Source organism: Vibrio sp. VB16 (genome assembly GCF_015594925.2).
Classification (GTDB): domain Bacteria; phylum Pseudomonadota; class Gammaproteobacteria; order Enterobacterales; family Vibrionaceae; genus Vibrio.
This window is the reverse complement of the sequence record NZ_CP087590.1, coordinates 2,056,926-2,075,299: the sequence shown is the minus strand read 5'-3', so window position 1 is coordinate 2,075,299 and position 18,374 is coordinate 2,056,926. Positions and strand designations below refer to the sequence as shown.

Below are 18,374 nucleotides of genomic sequence, written 5' to 3'. Positions count from 1 at the left end.
CTCTTAGATTGCGCACTTCATCGCAATGGATTGGCTCATTACGGGTGTCTTGTTGGAGGATTTACCCAATCTAACCACTTCCAACTGGTTTTTCTCTTTTCTCTGTTCCAAGAGTGGTATCGACGCGATCAGCTTCTGAGTGTAGTCCCGCTGGGGGGCAAGGAATATCTCTCGCACCGTACCTTGCTCTACTAACTCACCCCTTTTCATAACACAGACCCAGTCACACAGATTGGCAATAACACTTAGATCGTGTGAAATAAATAGGATAGTAATCCCTAATTCTTCTCGCAATTCTTTCAGTAAATTGAGGATTTCAGCTTGGATAGAGACATCTAAAGCGGCGACAGACTCATCTGCAACAATGAACTTGGGTTTGCATACCAATGCCCGTGCGATACTGATGCGTTGCCTTTGACCACCAGAAAAAGCGTGTGGAAAGCGGCGTAGATGGGATACATCGATATGACAAAGTTTGGCTATTTCTATTACTCGCTGGTCGGTTTCTTCTCTATTTCGTGTCAATTTCATGGCTTCGAGTGGTTCTGCAATGATGTCTCGTACCGTCATTCTGGGGTTAAGAGAACTGTAGGGGTCCTGAAATACTATCTGTGCCACTTTAGCCAACCGGCTGCGCTTATATTTTTTGGTAGAACCAAATTCTATTGGTTTCTCTGTGTTGTGGTATTTAACCGTTCCACTGCTGATGGGGGATGCACCGAGTAACGCCTTGCCCAAGGATGTTTTTCCTGAGCCACTTTCGCCTACCAATCCAATTATCTGCCCTTGCGGTAGATCGAGAGAGATGTTTTTGACCGCAACAAACTGCTCGGTTTTTCGGGTGCTTCCTGACATTGTATAAGAGATGGATAAGTCTTTAATGCTGACCAAAGGATCTGGTTTGGTTTTTGGAGGCAAAGGCAGGTCATTTAAGTGTGGAAGTGCATCAAGCAGTCGTTTTGTATAAGCATGTTTGGGGGAGAATAAAACATCGTCCGCGCCCCCTTCTTCGACCACTTTACCTTTGCGCATCACAGTGACATTGTCGGCAATTTTAGATACAACACCGAGGTCATGGGTGATAAACAACATCGCCATACCGTATTGCTCACGAAGCTCTAGCATCAAGTCCAGTACCTGTGCCTGAATAGTGACATCTAATGCAGTAGTAGGTTCGTCAGCGATGAGCAGTTTTGGTTTCGTTGAGAGTGCCATCGCGATCATGGCGCGTTGACGCATACCGCCAGATAGTTCAAATACGTATTGGTCGAAACGTGTCTCGGGGTCGGTAATGCCAACGCGTTCAAAAAGCTCTATTCCCTTTTTGCGCGCAAGGGCTTTGTCGTAGCCTAAATGGATCTGCATGGTTTGTATTATTTGATCGCTGATACGAATGGCAGGGGCGAAACTTGCCATGGGCTCTTGGAAAATCATCGAAACAGCGTTGCCTCGCACTAGTCTCAAATCTCGCCCCTGAAGTGCCAATACATTGGTATCTTTGCCCTCATGGTTTAGCTGAATACGGCTTGGCTGTTGGATAATGGCGTTGCTTGGCATTAGGCGCATAATACTTTTTGCACTGACTGATTTACCAGAGCCACTTTCGCCGACCAGTCCCATTATTTCGCCTTGGTCTACTTTCAGGTTGATTCGATCTACGGCTCTTACTAAACCTTCATCGGTTCGAAAATCGACAGTCAGGTCTCGAATCTCAAGTAGGCGTTTTTTGCTACTGATTAAATTAGTCATGTTATTTTCTCCGTTAACTGTACTGTCTATTATTTTTCAGAATATGGGTCGGCAGAGTCTCGAAGCGCGTCGCCAACAAATACAAAAGCCATGATTAATGCAACAAAAAGCACCACAGGATAAAACTGCCACATCATGTTTTGTTGTATGTCTGGATCTTGCGCTTTCTGTAGTAACACCCCTAGGCTGTTCACGGGTTCAGTGAGACCTAAGCCGAGAAAACTTAAACTGGTTTCTGCCAAAATCACATATGGGAAGTTGATCAGGGTATCGACGATAATGTAGCTAGAAAAACTCGGCACCAAATGACGCCATATAATACGCCACGTGCTGGAACCACAAAGCTGTGCGGCGAGCACGTAGTCTTGGTTGCGCTCGGTCAAAATATGGGTGCGAAGGCGACGACCTAAGGTTGCAAAATCCAATGCACCTATCACGACAGCGATAGCAAAATAACGCTGAGTGGCATCGAGTTCTAGTTCGGAAAGGGCAACGGCACAGGCAAGGTAAATAGGGATAGACGGGATGACCCGAACCGCCTCGGTGATGCTCATCATCACCGCATCCACCTTGCCGCCAAAGTATCCACTGACTCCCCCAACAAGCAGCGACACCAACAGTTTTACGATAAGAGCGACAATGGCAATACTGATGGTAACCCAGATAGCGTGAAGGGTTCGGCTCAGTACGTCTTTTCCATCTTCGTCGGTCCCTAATAGGTGTATCTGCCCTTGCTCAACACCGAAAAAGTGCCTATCCCATTTGAGGTTAAACTCATAGCCTAGCAGGGTGAAATCTATCAGTTGGTATTCCCAGCCTTTGAAAAAAAATTGAAGATAGCGACGCTGATCGGGGTCGGTAATGAACTTGTTCTGACTTGAAGAAGTAAGGGCATCGCCAGAGGTGAGTGCGTCTAATGCGGCCAGATCGCCACCCAGAGAAGAGAGATCAAGTGTGGCTTTCTCTTTGTGGTATCGGTAGGTAAACGGCCTCAATGAGAAGCCATTTTCGTCCCAAAAATAGATAACCTGTGGGGCGCCCCGGCGGTACTCTACGTTCGCGCCACGAATCGTCGGGTCATTGGGTGCGAAAAACGGGGCAAAAAAGCCAAGCATTACGAGTGAAAATAAGATCCAAGCCGCAACAACGCCACTGGTTTTACTTTTAAAGCGGGCTTTTATCAGCGCCATTTGTCCTGCGGTGTAATAGGCGTCATCTGCCTGCGTCTTTTTTTTCTTACGACGGAGTATCGCTGTAAATGGTCTTGTTAATATACGAATCATCGGTTATTTCCCCAGTACGCTTTGTCTGACCCGAGGGTCGACAGCGGCTAGAACCACATCGGTAATAAAATTCATTGCGATCACAACCAGCGCCACTAGAAATAGAATTGCGGCGGCGAGTTCCTGATCATTGGTCATTGAAAGTGCTTCAATTAACAGAGCGGCCGCATCGGTAAGGCCGATAACAATGGCGACAATTGGAAGGTCATTAAATACCCGTTGAAAGTCAAATCCGATGCTGTTAAATAGGGGGCTAATTGAATGACGAACCGGGTAACCGGCCCATAACGCCATACCATCAACCCCTCTGGCGCGTGCGGCATCGACATAAAGTTTGTTTGATTCGTCGACCACTAGCGCTCGTACGGTTTGAAGCTGTAAGGCGGTGGCGGACCAACCAATAACGAATATTGGCAGCCATATATGGTTTAGAAAATCGCTCAGCTTTCCATAGGAAAAACCCGTTTCGGTAAACCATGCGACCCCTTGCCATTCATCAGAATAGAGCCCAGTTGGGGCCGGCTCGCCAGCGAAGACATAGATAAGAATAATGGTGAGCGCCAATAGAAAGTTCGGCAGCGCCAGCCCTAGATAACTAATAATACGAAGCTGTAAGTCGACCAGTTTTTTCAATGACAACCCAAGTGTATTGATGACTCGTTGTCGAACTGGGTGTTGCGGGTTTTTGTCTGTCCACGACTTATTGATGGTAAAAGCCGAAAAAATACCAAAAGGAACCGCCACTAAATAGGAAAGAAAAAGTGCCGCAAGACAAAAGCTAAGGCTCATCCAAAATCGGTCGCCCAGAGCAAGGTTAACAGACTGACGTTTAGCACAGCTAAAACCCAAGTCCCCGCGCAATGTTAAGTCCGTCACCCATTTTCCCCAACGTAAAGGCAGTGGCTTGTCCAACCCCATTCGAGATCGTTCCGCGTCAATATCTGCCTGTGTAATGGTTTCACCTTGAGTGTTTTTGTAGGCAATATACTTTTCTGCACAGTCACCAGGCAGGGCTTCCATCAATGAAAACACAATGGCGCTTACTATCAGTAAAGTAATCAAGGCCAAGACGTAGCGGTTGAATACATAGTTGAAATATTGACTACCGCGTCCGCGTATAAAGAGGAAACCACCTATCAAAAGCAGTATCCAGAACAGCCACGTTTGCGAAAGAAAACTCATCACTTTGCTCACCTTTAAATACAATACAAACCAAAAATGACATGGGCTTCCTTGCCCATGTCTACGCGCTTATTTTTCGTTATGTTTTACTGTTAACGACGTGAATTAATTGCTTGCTTCATCCAAGTACCACTGCGTTGGTAGATAGGGATATACGCGGTAGTAATCATAAGAAGAGGTTTTAGGAACCGAGAAATTAACCAGTTTTCGATTGTGGTAGATTGGTGCTACCGCTTTTACCGTGCCGATAATAAATAGGTCGGAAACCACTTTCTCTGCTATTTTTTTGCCAAGCTTATTTGACTCTTCAGAACCAGAAGGCAGAGTGACAAAGCGATCCGCCATGACCTGCATTTCGTCCACTGTTTTCGGTGGCTTCACACCTTCAGCTCCGTTGGTCTCTCTGTACTGAGACCAAAGCATGCCTGTGCGTAGGCCGAAAAAGTTGTCGTAAGGAGGCAATAAGTTCTCGTTGTTGCTCGCAATAGTGGCAAGAGGTCGTCCCATCACCCAGACCAGAACCGATAAGTCGTTCGCGGTTTGCGAGTTACGATATTCATCCGATGTTACCTCTTTGATGGTGGTTTTTACGCCCACATCCGCCCAGTTTGCGGCGACTATCTCTACTACCTCTGTTGCTGCGCCTTGTGTCGCGTATTGAATGGTTAACTCAAATTTCTTGCCGGATGGTAGGTCACGGAATCCGTCACCGTCTTTATCTTTAACGCTGGCTTTGTCTAGCAGTTTTTGAGCCTGTTTCTGGTCAAACTCAGTCCATTTGGTTTTAAGTTCTTCAGTGACGAAGTTAGCGGTATCGGCATCAAATGCGGTGTATTGCGTTGGTTTGCCTAGTTTGAAGTAAGCAATTTCATTGATGTAGTTGCGGTTGATGGCAACGGACATCGCTTGACGGAATCTAACGTCGTTGAAAACGGCTCGTTTCTCTAAGTTTTTGTCGGTCAGATTAAAGGCAAAGGTCGTTTCACCCATTGTTGGACGCAGACTGACGTTGTAATTACCCATATCACGATTCTCAAGCAGTACAGGGGCGGCAGGAAGGTTGACCGACTGAGATTTATAATCAACTTCGCCTGCAATTAGCTTGGTTGTTTGTATATTTTCATCGCCAATATAGACCTCTTTTATCTCATTGATGTACGGCAACTGGTTACCCGCGGTATCAACTTGGAAGAAATAAGGGTTCGCCACCAGACGACGGCCTTCGAGTGTGTCTTCCACGACCAAATGGGATTCAAGTGTCGGCGCAATACCCGTGTATCCCGCGCTCGTGAGTCGCTTGGATGCGGCTTCATCTTTTAGCAATGGAGTCGGAATATCTTTCCAATCTGATTGGCCGTAATAGAAGTGAATGACATCGTAACCGCTATCGAACCCTAGTGATTTTGCTAGCTTATCGGCGTCTTTATTAAAGTCTGGGTGGAATTTACTTAAGAGATGCTGTGGCTGGAAAGGTTGTGCGTAATCAAGCGCAAAGTTCGTTAGCAACCCTGGCTTTGGTGCATTTGTCGTGAAGCGGATAGTGGTATCGTTAAGCGCTTCGACTTTCATCTTTTTGCCTTCAGAGAGAAAACGTTCTTTTGGTTTCTCGATAATTTCACTGTTCATTAGGATATCGTTGTACCAGAACGCAATATCGTTAGCTGTAAATGGTTTGCCATCAGACCATTTATGCCCTTTTCGCAGGGTGATGGTTAACTGAGTGAAATCATCATTCCACAACCAAGACTTTGCGACATTTGGTACTATCGTTTCAAGATCATCATTAAAACGGACCAAGTTTACGTGGCGAATGGAAAGCAAATCTGAGGTGCCAGATTCGGTTGCCTTAGAGATACCATCTAACACACCACCGTAATTGCCGATGCTGAGATAAGGCGCTATAACCAATGGCTCCAACGGTAAACGTTCATTTAATGGTGCAAGTGTCGGGTTACCGGCAATACGTTGATTAAGTGCGTTGATATCGGGATTTTCTCTAAAAGAAAGGCTGCAATTGTACTGCGCTTCAAACTCAGCTTTTTCAAATAGGTGCGGATATTGACCGCCTGCATCCTTGCCTGCAACGTTAGGACATGCTGCCATGGCTTGGCTTGATAATAGTGCCAACGCACCAGCGAACATCAGTCTAGACATTGTGTGTCTCCAGTTGTGTAAATTGAGTATGATTTGAGTGATTTACGTTATGTAACTGTGGTTTTTCCCAGCGGACTATTTTCCAGTTTTGTTGATTTGCTATCTGTCGTAACTTTGTGTCCGGGTTAGTGGCGACCGGATTGTCGATAAGCTGCAACAGGGGAACATCGTTAATGGAATCGGAGTAAAAATACGCCCCATCCATTGTTTCATTATGTTTGGTCACCCACGCTTGTAGGCGGTTGATTTTTCCTTCGCGAAAGGATGGTGTGCCTTTGATTTTTCCGTTGTAGAAGTCGTCCCCGTTGTTATCCACGTCGGTTTCAAGCTGGATAGCCAACACATGTTCGACACCGAGCAAATTGGCTATTGCTGTGACGATGAATTCTGCGGTTGCAGATACGATCACTATCGTATGGCCTTGTTCCTTTAACTGTATAAGTAATTCAACCGCTTCTGGATAGATGACATGGCTTATATGATCGGTTAAAAAAGTCGGCAAAAGCGCCTCAATATCCTCGACCGAATATTGCCTTAAGGCATCAACAAAGAAGGCAATATAGTCATTAATATCCAGTTGCCCAGAGTTATAGAGGCGCATAAAGGCGGCATCTTTTTCTACAAAATTGGCGTCGATTAATTGATGCTCAACGAGATACTGACAAAACAGAGAAGCGCTATCGGCGGCTATCAAGGTTTCATCTAAATCAAAAACGGACAATGTCATCTCTAACCTCTGATTTAATAAATGAAGCGGTCATGCTTTTCTTATGCTCTATACCAAGCAACTGGCATATCGTGCCGCAGATTTCGGTCTGCTTTGGTTCACATTTGTCGTTGTGAGAAAATGCGTCGCCAATAACGTAAAGAGGAACCATACGTTCACAACTAAGGGTGCCACCGTGGCTCTTGTCGTCATTCATACCATGGTCTGAGGTGATAAGGATTTGATAACCTTCGCTTATCCAGCAAGCAATATGGCTGGAGAGTGTGACGTCGGTTTTTCTTGCTGTGTTTCGGTAATGAGTACTGTTAAACCCAGCTTTGTGTCCTGCATCATCTATATTCATTGAGTGGATTAAGAGAAAGTCTGGGTTATAAACCCGGCGAAGAGATTCAGCATCAAGAAATAGATGGCTATCTGGATAATGGTCTTCATGATAAAAACAGCCGTGTTGTATCTGTAGTTTTTCGTCATGGGTATGACGGTCTTGTACAGGGTTATAGGGTGCATGGTTATACAGTTCGCTCATCCAATGATAGGCAGCGGCGGCCGTTGTCCGTCCTTGCGATTGAGCAAGGCCAAAAACGCTTTCTTGATTTGAACGACGAACAACGTTATTGCTAATCACACCGCTTTCAACGGGTGTGGCGCCCGTCAGAATCGTTTCGTATAACGGCCTTGAGCTAGAAGGCAACTCTGCTTGCAAGCGATACAAGGTTGCTTTGTTTGACTCAACCAAAGCTTGAAGATACCCCATACAGCTTTGGCTGGTATCGAACGCTAATCCATCCAAAATTACGAGGATCACCTTAGGTGTGGATTGATCCATTGTTGAATCGTTTGGTCTTTGCATAAAAGACATTATTGCCATCCGAACATGTACTTGGTGTACACATTATTAATTTGATGAATAAATACTAAGCAAGCAATGTGAAGCTTTCGCTACAGCTATAAGATATTTTGTTGACGATAATATTATTTAGGCTATCGCTATAAGTAGGCTTTATAGTTGGTCATAAAACTGACATAACCACCTGCGAACAGGTGGTTTGAAATGGTGATATATTGATCTGGGTTTAGAGAGTGGGGAGGGTAAAAGACGAGATTAAGGGCGCTCTCCTGCGAGTATGCGATTATTGATCGCGTCCACTACTTTAGGAAAATCAGAGATAGTGTCTATAAGGTAATGAGGGGATGATTTTTGCAGTCGAGCGCGCGCTTTTTCACGAACAATGTCTAACGTATGGTCATCGGCTGCTAAGTATTCTTCGTAAGTTAACCCGGCTTCATTGCCGGAGAGCAGTAAACCCACTGTCCACATGCCAGCATTATGGCCTTCTTCAATTCCGGGAATGGCGTCATCAACTTTAATGCACGCTGCCACGCTCGTTGCACCTAACTCTATAACGTTTTGCAGTGCCATGAATGGTGAAGGTCGACCACCATGTGGCAGGTCGTCTGTGGCGACGACACAATCGGGGTTATAGCCGTAATCCGCAGCAGACGGGATCAACACATCCATAATCTGTCTAGGATAACCTGAACACGAACCTATCTTTATACCCGCTGCTTTTAAGCCCTCAACCACGTCAATGGCGTTAAGGATCGGGGTGGCGTGGTCCGCTACTTTGGCTTTTTGTAGTGGCATGAATGCAGCATAAATAATGTCGATATCCTCATCTGTCATCGAACGGCCAAACTTCTCTTTCCAACGAGTATCGACTGAAGGCAGCTTTCCAACGGCGCAGATGTGATCCCATTTGCCTAATCCCATAGGCTCGCGCGCTTCTTTTAGGTGTACTTCAAAATCGAAACCTTTTTTGAAGGCCTCAACAAAAACCGTGGTTGGCGCAAACGAACCGAAATCGACAATCGTGCCTGCCCAGTCAAAAATAACGGCCTGAATTGGAGATGGATTGTTCATGGTGGATCCTTAAAGTGAGTTTATTAATAGCCAATGGACATCGAATACACGCGATCAGCTGATATTCCAGACCATAACCGAACGTATTGCTTGAATAAGGCGTTCAATATCTGCGGGATGAACATCCCCTATATTGCCGATTCGAAAGCAGTCGGCGTTAGAGACTTTTCCGGGATAGATAACAAAGCCTTTGTTCTTGAGGTGATCGTAAAAATTCTGGAACTGGTAGTGGGGGTCGATAGGGGAGTGAAACGAGGTGATAATTGGGGAGTGCAGCTCATCAGCCAGTAAGGTTTTAAAGCCGAGTGAACGCATGCCCTCTACCAACGTTGCCTGATTAGTACAATAGCGTTGATAACGCGCGTCAATCCCCCCTTCGCTTTCTAGTTCAAGCAGGGCTTGATAGAAAGCGCGAACGGTGTGTGTGGGGGAGGTAAAGCGCCATTTGCCATGGTTTTCCTCCATGCATTGCCACTGATCATAGAGGTCTAACGTGAGTGAACGAGCAAGGCCTTTACACCGTTCAAGACAGGATCTCTTTGCAATAACAAAACCAAACCCCGGCACCCCCTGAATGCATTTATTGGCCGAGCTAATCATAAAATCTATGTCGAGTTCCGCGATATCCATTGGTATACCGCCAAAGCTCGACATTGCATCAACAATCACTTGCTTATCGAAGCGCTTTGCAAGATTCGCTATATCGGCAATGGGGTTGAGCATGCCAGTGGTGGTTTCACAGTGAACAACCACAACATGGGTAATGGTGGCATCCGTCACTAACATCGCTTCCATTTCTTGCAAGCTAGGTTGAGCGGTTTCTCCGGGAGAAACAACGTGACAAGGAATGTTGAGAGTTTGTGCGATTTGTGCGATACGAGCACCATATGCGCCATTATCGACAACCAACAGTTTGCCTTGATTATCGACGACGCTGCCAATGGTTGCTTCTACCGATGCGGTACCACTGCCCTGCATTAATACACTGGTGTATCCCTCATGTTTAGTGGCGAGTGCCACTAACTTATGACGAATCACCTCTACAATACCTTTATTATAATCATCGTCCCAAGTACACCAATCCTTGAGCATGGCCTCACGAACGGTTGATGAAGTAGATAAAGGCCCTGGGGTTAGAAGTAGATATTCATTTTTCATACTGTTCTCTTATTGGACTACACCAGATGTGAGCATTACTTTACCAAGTTAGATTTGGCGTCGTAAACAGATGAAAAGGAAATTCACAAAACATTAACCTCAATGAAATATACGTCTATGAAAAATGGTAGCGTATTTAAATAGCTAACTCTGTACAAAAAGGGTTGTTTTATTTTACGCTAAGAATCATTATGCTTTAACTTTTTAGTGATAATGTACATCTGGTTAATACCAGTTTAAATCCATCGCATCAGACTAGAATTGAGCTAATCAAAGGGTACGTAGTGCAATATATAAAAATTAAAAACGTTATCGTCGAGCAAATCGAGTCTGGATTGTTACCGTCACGCCAGAAACTGCCTTCTGAACGGAAGCTTGCTGAGTCTTTTAATACAACGCGGGTTACCCTGAGAGGGGCGCTGTCATTGCTGGAAGCAGAAGGGCGAATCTATCGAGAAGATCGACGTGGTTGGTTTATCTCACCAGAGCCTCTTTATTATGACCCAACTCAGACGTTAAATTTTTATAATATGGCCCTTGCGCAAAATCGTGTACCGAAAACAGAGTTGGTGTCGGCCGAGGCACTTCTTGCGACAAAGCAAGCGACGAGGCTGCTTAAGTTGGATCCATTTTCCGATGTATACCGTATTGAGCGGGTACGCTATCTGGAAGACCGACCCGTTGTATATGTAACAAACTTTGTTCGGCCAGAGCGATTCCCCAACTTACTCAACTTTGATCTATCGCAGTCATTGACCGATATTTATCGCGACCATTTTGGTATTGAATACCATAAAGTGCAGTACCGTATTGTCACCACAACCGTGCAAGATGAAATAGCACAAGCTTTGCGGATCAGGGCTGGCTCTCCGGCTATGCTAGTGGAACGGAAGAACTATGACCAGCAAGGTGAACTTATCGATTGTGATATTGAATATTGGCGCAATGATGCCATCTGTATCGAGTCTATTGCCCATATAGAACGATAGGTTGTTTGCTAGCAAATAATAAATGGAATTTTAATATGGCTTTCTGGCCAAGTATTATCATTATTGTGTCTGCAATTATGCATGCAGGTTGGAACGTATTAGGTAAGTCTAATAGCCATTCCAGAATGGCATTTTTCTTAGCCTCAAGTGTGACGGCTGCGCTTATTTTAACGCCTTATTTAATATGGTTTGTTGTTACCGTTGGCATCGACGCATTGGAGAATGACTTCTGGTTGTTGCTTATTAGCAGTGGTGTTTTTCAAATGATTTATCTGCTCGGACTCGCCTATGCTTACAGACAAGCGGATATCAGTGTTATTTATCCTATTGCGCGGGCCTTGCCTGTTTTAATGGTGGGGTTTGGAACGGTGTTGATGGGTTATTCATTGTCATACAATGAATGGTTCGGTTTCATTCTCATTACCGCTGGCTGTCTGTTTGTACCGCTGTCGCAGTTTGGTGAGCTGAAATTAAAGGCGTATCTCAACTTTGGCGTATTCTGGGCGTTATTTGCTGCGATAGGAACCACTGGTTATTCGATCATCGACAAAGAGGCGCTCGCTGATCTCAATATCTTGGTATCAATTCATTTCCCTTCGTATTACTCAGCGGTGTTTTATTTAGGGATCCAATACTGGGCGATCTGCGCGTCGCTTTGTCTTTGGTTACTTTTGTCCAACAATAAGCAGGAATTTCTGATCGCTTGGTCTATCAGAAAACGCAGCGCTGTTGCTGGCATAATGATGTCATCAACCTATGGGTTGGTGCTTTTTGCGATGACGATGACCGATAACGTTAGCTATGTTGTGGCCCTTCGCCAGATAAGTATTGTTTTTGGTTTAGGGATGGGGATCTATTTTTTGAAGGAGAAATGGTATTTAACCCGAGGCGTTGGCGTCGCCTGTATCACGTCTGGACTCATCATAGCGTTATGCTTTTAGTGTATTAAAGCGGTGCGATGAAGCCAATCATTTGAGAATAAATCGTCATCGTCATTTCCGTGAAAACGTAATGCTGTTCGGTTAGTGCTAAATACTTCGTCATTTCCGTGAAAACGTAATGCTGTTCGGTTAGTGCTAAATACTTCATCATTCCCGTGAAAACGTAATGCAGTTCGGTTAGTGTTAAATACTTCGTCATTCCCGTGAAAACGGGAATCTTGGTGATGTGAGATCCCCACTTTCGTGGGGATGACGCTGGTTTTCATGGCGATGACGGGGTTTGATGTTTTAAATGCAGAAGCGGTCTCCAATTCTGCACTACTTAGTGTTCACTTCTTCTGTATTTACTTGGGCATCGGATTGTCGTGCGACAATCTCAGCGAGATACCAGTTTTGAACCTCGTAGGTTCGTTTTTCTAGTTTGTTAAGCATGAGTTTCGCCATTGCTTCACCGACACCGTGAGTCTCGTATTTTAGAGAAGTAATCGACGGCTTTGCATAGCGGCTGTGTTCGTAATCGCCGTAGCCGGCAATGGCGACATCTTCACCAGGTCGATAGCCTAACTCTTCACAGGCGGCTATTGTGCCGAGAGCCATTGTGTCGTCTGCACATAAAATTGAGGTTGGACGTTTGGCTAACGACATCACCTCTTTGGTCATTTTCATGGCCGCACCTTCGTTGAGATCGCCATTTAATAACCATCGATTATCGGTAGGTAACTTGGCCTCCTGCATGGCTTGCAAGTACCCTTGTTGACGGGCCTTAGATAGCGTCAACTCTATCGGTGCATCAAGGAAAGCAATACGTGAATGGCCTAACGCTATTTGGCGCTTGGTTAACTCATAAAAGGCGTGTCGGTTATCGACGTCCACAAAACTGTCGGTAGGGAAACCAGTATCAAAACCGTGGCAAACGAATGGGAATTGATGTTTTTGCAGCATCGCGATGCGCTCGTCATTGCTGCGTGTACGAACAATGAATAATCCATCAACCAGACCGCTGGTTATAAAATCCAGATAAACCTGTTGCTCGTCTTGCCATTCCGAAATGGTGGTCACGATTAATTGGTACTCATGCTTGGCTAAAAATGCAGCCGCACCTGCTAATACCTTAGAGAAAGCTGGAGAAACAAACATTCTAGAACTCGCCGGTAGTATAATGCCGACATTTCGTGATTTACCTGAGGCTAAGCGCTTAGCGGTAGGGTTTGCTTTATACCCAATCTCTTGAGCCGCTCGTAATACCTTTTCTCGAGTGTCTGCATTTACATCTGAGTATCCATTCAACGCTCTAGAGACGGTTGATTTGGATATGCCTAGATGCTCAGCAAGTTTCTTAATGGACATAAATTACCCTAGATTTAATAAACAGTTAGACAATACATCGTGTGCTTCTATAGGAATCTGTGTTTCCAATAAGCTGTCGTAGTATTCGTTCCAACCCTTGAGGTTAGCCTCAACCTGTGATGATAATGAATTTTCACAATAATCTAAACACTGAGTAAGCCGTAATGCGCCACTATCAAGATAATCTGAACATTTAGCACTACCTTCAAGCATAAATCGTATCAAGGCAAGTGTTACTGGCGTTTGTGAAACAAACGTACCAGTAAACGGATAAAGCTTCTCTTTGATGGTCGTTAAACCAATAGAATGACCGTTAGCGTACGTGCTAAACAGCAAGGTTCGTTCAATATCGCCTAACGCTTTCCCTGCTTCTGCTACCTGCATTGCTCTTCCCGCAAAGGCATCTTTGTCGTGTCGCATGATGAGACCCGGTCGATGGCTATAAACCAAGTATTCGCCGTCAATCGGGTTCGCTAAGACTGACAGAATGAAGGCTTGGTCTTCAGCGCGATGGATAAATGTTGGGGTAAAAGGACGATAATTGTAGAGCGCTTTGATGGTAATGCCGTTTGTCCCCCCTGTGACATGTACACGCTGAATATCATGTCGCTTACTTAGGACCTCTTCTTCTGTTGAGATGGCTTGTGGCCAGCGGGCACAGAATAGCTGTTCAAATATGGCATAGTCACTGCCATTTGGAGCCTTAACATCCGCAGTGAACAAGCTTTTGTGAGCATCGGACTCATTGACTAATCCACCGGCTAGCATACCTAGGTGCACGGGTTTACCTTCAGCATCTACGCCATCTGCTCCCCAGTTTGATTGAATCATAAGTTCAAACGCGGATAGGCCTGTTTCCTTGATGAGCCTTGCTTGGTCAAAGACTTGGTCCAAATCGATCTTAAAGGTGGCGTTAAGTTGTGGGTTGATGGTCTGTTGCCAGAGAGGGGCAATAGCTTTAAGAAATGTATAATGTCGCCCGTATGCTCCGTTTACACCAAAGACATCTTTTAGTTCAGTCGACGCGCTTGGGAAAGCAGCCGTTAATACGTTTTTGCATTCACACTCGCTAAATAATGCCACCTGAATGTGCTTCAATTTAAGGTGCGTTCGAATCTCATATTCTACGTATTCTTTGGCGATGTTTGCTAAGGAAGGGTGAGTTACTGAGCAAGATAACACAACAGTGAGTTTTTGTTCTTTTGCCATATTTCCGCGTTCGATTTCGACCGACAATGCGCTATCCAAGTGTTTCAAGCCGTAAAGGATCTCATTCTCGTTGGCGTGAATGCCGATAGGGATTGGATGGTCGTACCAATATTTTTGCTGTTCTTGTTGGGCTAGCTGAACGCTTTGATGGAATGGTTTACCCAGATCGATATGTTGAATATCATCATTTTCTAGAGGAATCGTCAGCAAGATGTTGCTTGTCACTAATAGTTGTTCGGCGACATTGGATAGAAGGTTGTGCGGTCTTTGGATCTCAGTGAGAGTGCGTGCCGTTTGAATTCTATCTCGTACAGCGACGGGGTTTGTTTCACAATCGATCGCTTCTGGACTGAACATCGCCCAAAAAGGGTGGGGGCTATCGGGTATAGAAATACCGACTAATTCTTGTTCGACTTTCGGTAAACATCGCTGAGCAAACTGAATAACCGGGTGATCGCTGTTTTGCTCTATCAGCGATGTAGCGTGAATGTAGGCGTTATGCTGCGGAGATTGCGCGATAAACCAAGCGTGACATAGCTGACTTGACAGGTCTTTAGCGTGATGTATCGAAAACGTATTCGTGGTGTTCAGCCGTTCACAAATGTCGGTGATTAATGACATGGGTTCATCCTGTAAACCCCCTTATGAGCAAAGGGGGAGGGAGTCTAGGTTATAGGTGAGTATCAAGCTTATAAGTAAGTATAAAGATCAGAGACGTTGCTCGGTATCTTTGTCAAATACTAACACTCGGGAAAGGTCGACAATGAGGTCCATTTTTTCGCCCCGCACCAGTTCTGAACGCAGATCGAGTCGCGCTTTTATAGGCCCGTCACCCAATGTGAATAGAACCTCTTTATCGAAACCCATGGGCTCAATGAGGTCGATGGTTACTTGATTGAACGTGAAGTTCTCTTCGCTTTCGCCAAAGAAGCTTTTGTCATTAAAGAAATCTGGGCGTATACCGACCTTTACATCTAAACCATGCTTTGGAATATCGTCTTTGTAAGCAACGCTCGATAACTTCTCACGTGGAAGGTCATAGCCACCAATATGTAAGACGTCGTTATACAGTTTACCCTGCATAATGTTCATGGAAGGTGAGCCAATAAATTGGGCCACAAATATATTCACAGGGTTGAGGTAGATCTCCATAGGCGTGCCAGCCTGAGCGATATGGCCATCATGAAGGACCACAACTTTGTCTGCCAGCGTCATGGCTTCTACTTGGTCGTGGGTAACATAAACACTCGTACGACCAAATTTGTTATGGATCTTGCCAATCTCCGTACGCATATGACCGCGAAGTTTTGCATCTAGGTTTGAAAGCGGTTCGTCAAACAGAAATACATCGGCTTCACGAATGATGGCTCTGCCCATCGCAACACGTTGACGTTGTCCGCCAGATAAATCGGCGGGTTTGCGATCTAATAGCTCGTCAAGTTGCAGCATTTCAGAGACTTCGATAAGGCGGCGTTGAATCTCTGATTCGTCAACCTTTAGTCGTCGAAGGGCAAAGACAATATTCTCTTTCACTGACTTATGCGGGTATAGAGCATAGTTTTGAAAGACCATCGCGATGTTTCGGTGTTGCGGTTCGACATCGTTGACGACTTTGTCGCCAATAATAATTTCCCCTGAAGTGGCTTGCTCTAAACCGGCAATCATTCGTAATGTTGTTGATTTACCACAGCCAGAAGGGCCGACGAGGACAACAAATTCGCCATCTTCGATCTCTAAGTCTATGCCTTTCACTACTTTCGTTTCGTCGTAGTTCTTAACGATATTTTTAAGTTTTATAGAAGCCATGATTAACCCTTAACGCCGCCTTCAGTATTTCCGCCTTTCATAAAGCGAGATGCAAATAAGAAACAAACTACAATTGGTGCAAGAGTCAGCATTGATGCCGCCATGATCCGATCCCAAATTGCATTTTTTGATACAAATAGTTCTTGCAAAGCAAGTGGTAGAGTGTGGAACTCTGGGTATTGCTTTAGGAATACTGAAGCAAACAAGTACTCGTTCCAACCGATGATGAAACAGTAGATAAAGACCGTAGCCAGCATAGGTAAAGAGAGCGGTAAGACTACTTTGATAATGGCTTCCGTTCTGGAACAACCATCCATCATTGCGGCTTCTTCGAGTGCCACCGGAATACCACGGAAATAGTTACCAAGCATATACATGCCGACGGGCAGTGTCTGGACTATATAAATGAGAAATAGACTGAAGACACTTCCCCACATAGACGACGCTAACCCTATGTTCATGGCCATTTGATAAAGTGGCACCATCAATAACACGCCACCGACCATATACACGAATAGGACAGAGCGCTGTATGACTACCTTGCCTTTGAAACGGAGCCGACTGATGGAATACGCGCCCATGACAGCAAAGATAAGAGAAATCGATGCTGCACCTACTGAGAACATCACGCTGTTCAACATGTACTTTCCAAATGGAAACAGGTTGTCGTTAGCGGTGTATTTCGCTGCAATCGCCTCTTTTTTTGCTTGAGGCAGCTTTGGATTATCGAGTATTTTTTGAATCGCAACAGGTATTTTGACCTCTTGCGTTTCGGTTAGCCCGAGCAACTCTTTATAGGCCTCAAGATTGATAACTTGAGGGATAAGTGATGGATTACCCCAGTCAAACTGGTGCTTGAGAGAAGTAGAGAGGATTTGGGCAAAGGGAAGTAAACTAAAGCTTACTAATAGTCCCACTGCTAAGACGAATCCCAGACGTCCTTTTAATGACCGTTTTCCTAGCATGATTATTTACCACTTCATGATTTTTTTAATATAGAACCAGATGAATACGCACAGGACACCAAGTTGAATGACGGAGGTTGCCGCCGCTAATCCTTGGTCAATAACGCCTGTGAATGCTTGGTAGTACGTAAATATTGGTAATGTCTGCACATTGGGTGCTAATAGGTACACATCTTCGAAACGGTTAAGGTTCCAAATGAGGCGCAGCAATACCACGGTAGCAAGAACAAAATGCAGTTCTGGTAACGTAACGTGGAAGAAGCGGCCAATAGGCCCGTATCCATCAATAGAAGCGGCTTCATATTGATCACGTGAAATTGAAATTAGTTTGGACAAAATTAACATGTACGCGATGGGGGCGTGTTTCCAGATGTCAAAGACCACGACAACCCACAAGGCTGAATCAGGGTCGCCAATTAGGTTAGTACGCTCACTCCAAAGGCTAAACACATCAACCATTAAGTAGTTAATAACCCCAGAAATAGGGTCGAACAAAAACTGCCAACCAAAGACGACAGAGATGACTGGTGCGACGTAAGGAAGCATAATCGCAGCATTCACAAGCCCCCGGCCTTTAAAAGGTTCACGGAGCAATAAAGCCATCGCTAAACCGAGTAACGTAGTACCAACGACCGTACCAAATAGATACAAGCCAGTTGTACCGATTGCCGAATAATAATCCGGATTTGAGAGAAGTTTTGTGTAATTTTCTAACCCGACAAATGCTTTGTCACCATTTAGCTGAACATCAAAAAAGCTCAGATAGATGTTATACACTAGAGGGTAAAGAATGAGTAAGCTAAGAATAACAATAGTTGGCGCAACTAGCTTCCAACCAAACCTTGCTTCAGCTCTTTCTAATGGAGTCATGAGTTTCCCTTGAGACGTTTTTCTTGCAAAAAATGTGGGGCGACAATGTACCCCACACTCTATTTGACGATGA

At 44.9% G+C, this 18,374-nt stretch carries 16 protein-coding genes; 2 read left to right on the top strand and 14 right to left on the bottom strand.

The genetic code is table 11. The annotated features are described in order from the left end of the window. Positions 1–3: 3 nt before the first annotated feature. The 8 genes from IUZ65_RS09420 to phnW all read right to left on the bottom strand — a co-directional run bounded on the left by IUZ65_RS09420 (position 4) and on the right by phnW (position 10,174). Positions 4–1,749, bottom strand: a complete 1,746-nt coding sequence (locus IUZ65_RS09420; RefSeq protein WP_195703489.1) for a dipeptide ABC transporter ATP-binding protein — start codon at positions 1,747–1,749, stop codon at positions 4–6. A 29-nt stretch (positions 1,750–1,778) separates the two neighbouring features. After that, positions 1,779–3,032 (bottom strand): ABC transporter permease, encoded by a 1,254-nt coding sequence (locus tag IUZ65_RS09415; protein WP_195703488.1) that lies wholly within the window; start codon positions 3,030–3,032, stop codon positions 1,779–1,781. A 3-nt stretch (positions 3,033–3,035) separates the two neighbouring features. Beyond that, on the bottom strand, positions 3,036–4,214 hold the full coding sequence (locus tag IUZ65_RS09410) for an ABC transporter permease (RefSeq protein ID WP_195705064.1): 1,179 nt from the start codon (positions 4,212–4,214) through the stop codon (positions 3,036–3,038). Positions 4,215–4,319: 105 nt separating this feature from the next. Continuing rightward, positions 4,320–6,368, bottom strand: coding sequence for an ABC transporter substrate-binding protein (locus IUZ65_RS09405; RefSeq protein WP_195703487.1), 2,049 nt, complete (start codon positions 6,366–6,368; stop codon positions 4,320–4,322). Further along, positions 6,361–7,095 (bottom strand): HAD family hydrolase, encoded by a 735-nt coding sequence (locus tag IUZ65_RS09400; protein WP_195703486.1) that lies wholly within the window; start codon positions 7,093–7,095, stop codon positions 6,361–6,363. The genes IUZ65_RS09405 and IUZ65_RS09400 overlap by 8 nt, the downstream gene beginning before the upstream one ends. Next, positions 7,076–7,954, bottom strand: a complete 879-nt coding sequence (locus tag IUZ65_RS09395; RefSeq protein WP_229638028.1) for an alkaline phosphatase family protein — start codon at positions 7,952–7,954, stop codon at positions 7,076–7,078. The genes IUZ65_RS09400 and IUZ65_RS09395 overlap by 20 nt, the downstream gene beginning before the upstream one ends. A gap of 243 nt (positions 7,955–8,197) precedes the next feature. Further along, positions 8,198–9,016 carry a phosphonoacetaldehyde hydrolase gene (gene phnX, locus IUZ65_RS09390; protein WP_195703485.1) on the bottom strand — a complete coding sequence of 273 codons (819 nt, stop codon included), beginning with the start codon at positions 9,014–9,016 and terminating at the stop codon, positions 8,198–8,200. Positions 9,017–9,070: 54 nt separating this feature from the next. Beyond that, positions 9,071–10,174 carry a 2-aminoethylphosphonate--pyruvate transaminase gene (phnW, locus tag IUZ65_RS09385; protein WP_195703484.1) on the bottom strand — a complete coding sequence of 368 codons (1,104 nt, stop codon included), beginning with the start codon at positions 10,172–10,174 and terminating at the stop codon, positions 9,071–9,073. Between the two features lie 284 nt (positions 10,175–10,458). On the opposite strand from phnW, the gene phnR reads away from it, so the two are divergent. Further along, complete coding sequence (gene phnR, locus IUZ65_RS09380) at positions 10,459–11,163, top strand: phosphonate utilization transcriptional regulator PhnR (protein ID WP_195703483.1); 705 nt, start codon at positions 10,459–10,461, stop codon at positions 11,161–11,163. 35 nt (positions 11,164–11,198) lie between these two features. Beyond that, entirely contained in the window at positions 11,199–12,104 is a 906-nt protein-coding gene (locus IUZ65_RS09375) for an EamA family transporter (RefSeq protein WP_195703482.1), read from the top strand. Here the strand turns inward: IUZ65_RS09375 and IUZ65_RS09370 are convergent. The 6 genes from IUZ65_RS09370 to IUZ65_RS09345 form a co-directional block, all read right to left on the bottom strand. Beyond that, on the bottom strand, positions 12,101–12,415 hold the full coding sequence (locus tag IUZ65_RS09370; RefSeq protein ID WP_195703481.1) for a hypothetical protein: 315 nt from the start codon (positions 12,413–12,415) through the stop codon (positions 12,101–12,103). The genes IUZ65_RS09375 and IUZ65_RS09370 overlap by 4 nt on opposite strands. 7 nt (positions 12,416–12,422) lie before the next feature. Continuing rightward, positions 12,423–13,451, bottom strand: a complete 1,029-nt coding sequence (locus IUZ65_RS09365) for a LacI family DNA-binding transcriptional regulator (RefSeq protein WP_195703480.1) — start codon at positions 13,449–13,451, stop codon at positions 12,423–12,425. A 3-nt stretch (positions 13,452–13,454) separates the two neighbouring features. Continuing rightward, complete coding sequence (locus IUZ65_RS09360) at positions 13,455–15,281, bottom strand: hypothetical protein (RefSeq protein ID WP_195703479.1); 1,827 nt, start codon at positions 15,279–15,281, stop codon at positions 13,455–13,457. An 87-nt stretch (positions 15,282–15,368) separates the two neighbouring features. Next, positions 15,369–16,466: an ABC transporter ATP-binding protein gene (locus tag IUZ65_RS09355; RefSeq protein ID WP_195703478.1), complete on the bottom strand. Its 1,098-nt coding sequence runs from the start codon at positions 16,464–16,466 to the stop codon at positions 15,369–15,371. 2 nt (positions 16,467–16,468) lie between these two features. Further along, entirely contained in the window at positions 16,469–17,431 is a 963-nt protein-coding gene (locus IUZ65_RS09350) for a carbohydrate ABC transporter permease (protein ID WP_195703477.1), read from the bottom strand. Positions 17,432–17,437: 6 nt separating this feature from the next. Continuing rightward, positions 17,438–18,301 (bottom strand): carbohydrate ABC transporter permease, encoded by an 864-nt coding sequence (locus tag IUZ65_RS09345; protein WP_195703476.1) that lies wholly within the window; start codon positions 18,299–18,301, stop codon positions 17,438–17,440. Positions 18,302–18,374 lie beyond the last annotated feature (73 nt).